Below are 2,500 nucleotides of genomic sequence, written 5' to 3' on the forward strand. Positions count from 1 at the left end.
GGTTGCTGTCTCAGAAACCACACAGTGGACGCGAGCAAATCTATGGTCAAGCCCTCGGCCTATTAGTACCGGTCAACTCCAACCCTCACAGGTCTTCCATATCCGGCCTATCAACCCAGTCGTCTACTGGGAGCCTTACCCCATCAAGTGGGTGGGAGTCCTCATCTCGAAGCAGGCTTCCCGCTTAGATGCTTTCAGCGGTTATCCCTCCCGAACGTAGCCAACCAGCCATGCCCTTGGCAGAACAACTGGCACACCAGAGGTCCGTCCGTCCCGGTCCTCTCGTACTAGGGACAGCCCTTCTCAAAACTCCAACGCGCGCAGCGGATAGGGACCGAACTGTCTCACGACGTTCTAAACCCAGCTCGCGTGCCGCTTTAATGGGCGAACAGCCCAACCCTTGGGACCGACTCCAGCCCCAGGATGCGACGAGCCGACATCGAGGTGCCAAACCATCCCGTCGATATGGACTCTTGGGGAAGATCAGCCTGTTATCCCCGGGGTACCTTTTATCCGTTGAGCGACGGCGCTTCCACAAGCCACCGCCGGATCACTAGTCCCGACTTTCGTCCCTGCTCGACCCGTCAGTCTCACAGTCAAGCTCCCTTGTGCACTTACACTCACCACCTGATTACCAACCAGGCTGAGGGAACCTTTGGGCGCCTCCGTTACTCTTTAGGAGGCAACCGCCCCAGTTAAACTACCCACCAGACACTGTCCCTGATCCGGATCACGGACCCAGGTTAGACATCCAGCACGACCAGAGTGGTATTTCAACAACGACTCCACACACACTGGCGTGTGCGCTTCAAAGTCTCCCACCTATCCTACACAAGCCGAACCGAACACCAATATCAAGCTATAGTAAAGGTCCCGGGGTCTTTCCGTCCTGCTGCGCGAAACGAGCATCTTTACTCGTAATGCAATTTCACCGGGCCTATGGTTGAGACAGTCAAGAAGTCGTTACGCCATTCGTGCAGGTCGGAACTTACCCGACAAGGAATTTCGCTACCTTAGGATGGTTATAGTTACCACCGCCGTTTACTGGCGCTTAAGTTCTCAGCTTCGCCATGACGAATCACAGCTAACCGGTCCCCTTAACGTTCCAGCACCGGGCAGGCGTCAGTCCGTATACATCGCCTTACGGCTTCGCACGGACCTGTGTTTTTAGTAAACAGTCGCTTCTCGCTGGTCTCTGCGGCCACCCCCAGCTCAAGGAAGCACGTCCCTATCACCAGAAATGGCCCCCCTTCTCCCGAAGTTACGGGGGCATTTTGCCGAGTTCCTTAACCATAGTTCACCCGAACGCCTCGGTATTCTCTACCTGACTACCTGAGTCGGTTTAGGGTACGGGCCGCAACACAACATCGCTAGAGGCTTTTCTCGACAGCATAGGATCATCCACTTCACCAAAAAGGCTCGGCATCAGGTCTCAGGCACACAGCACACGGATTTACCTACATGCCGCCCTACACCCTTACCCCGGGACAACCACCGCCCGGGCTGGACTACCTTCCTGCGTCACCCCATCACTCACCTACTACCACCTTGGATCAGCGGCTCCACCACTCCCCATCCACCCAAAGGGCAGACGAGGCGGTTTCACGGCCTTAGCATCAGAAGATTCAGTGTTGGGCGCTGTATCACGGGTACCGGAATATCAACCGGTTGTCCATCGACTACGCCTGTCGGCCTCGCCTTAGGTCCCGACTTACCCTGGGCAGATCAGCTTGACCCAGGAACCCTTAGTCAATCGGCGCAAGAGTTTCCCACTCTTGTATCGCTACTCATGCCTGCATTCTCACTCGCATACCATCCACAACTCGCTTACACGGCTGCTTCACCCGGCACACGACGCTCCCCTACCCACCCCAACAACCGTTAGGCCTATATGTTGGAGTGACACGACTTCGGCGGTGTACTTGAGCCCCGCTACATTATCGGCGCGGAATCACTTGACCAGTGAGCTATTACGCACTCTTTCAAGGATGGCTGCTTCTAAGCCAACCTCCTGGTTGTCTCTGCGACTCCACATCCTTTCCCACTTAGCACACGCTTAGGGGCCTTAGTCGATGCTCTGGGCTGTTTCCCTCTCGACCATGGAGCTTATCCCCCACAGTCTCACTGCCGCGCTCTCACTTACCGGCATTCGGAGTTTGGCTAAGGTCAGTAACCCGGTAGGGCCCATCGCCTATCCAGTGCTCTACCTCCGGCAAGAAACACACGACGCTGCACCTAAATGCATTTCGGGGAGAACCAGCTATCACGGAGTTTGATTGGCCTTTCACCCCTAACCACAGGTCATCCCCCAGGTTTTCAACCCTGGTGGGTTCGGGCCTCCACGACCTCTTACAGCCGCTTCACCCTGCCCATGGCTAGATCACTCCGCTTCGGGTCTTGAGCATGCTACTGAAACGCCCTATTCGGACTCGCTTTCGCTACGGCTCCCCCACAACAGGTTAACCTCGCAACACACCGCAAACTCGCAGGCTCATTCTTC

General features: G+C 56.1%; 1 rRNA gene (cut by a window edge). It reads right to left on the minus strand.

The annotated features are described in order from the left end of the window. Window positions 1-42: 42 nt before the first annotated feature. Window positions 43-2,500: ribosomal RNA gene (locus MTQ01_RS24730) — 23S ribosomal RNA — on the minus strand; it runs 671 nt beyond the window's last position.

The organism is Streptomyces sp. XM4193 (genome assembly GCF_023072595.1).
Classification (GTDB): Bacteria; Actinomycetota; Actinomycetes; order Streptomycetales; family Streptomycetaceae; genus Streptomyces.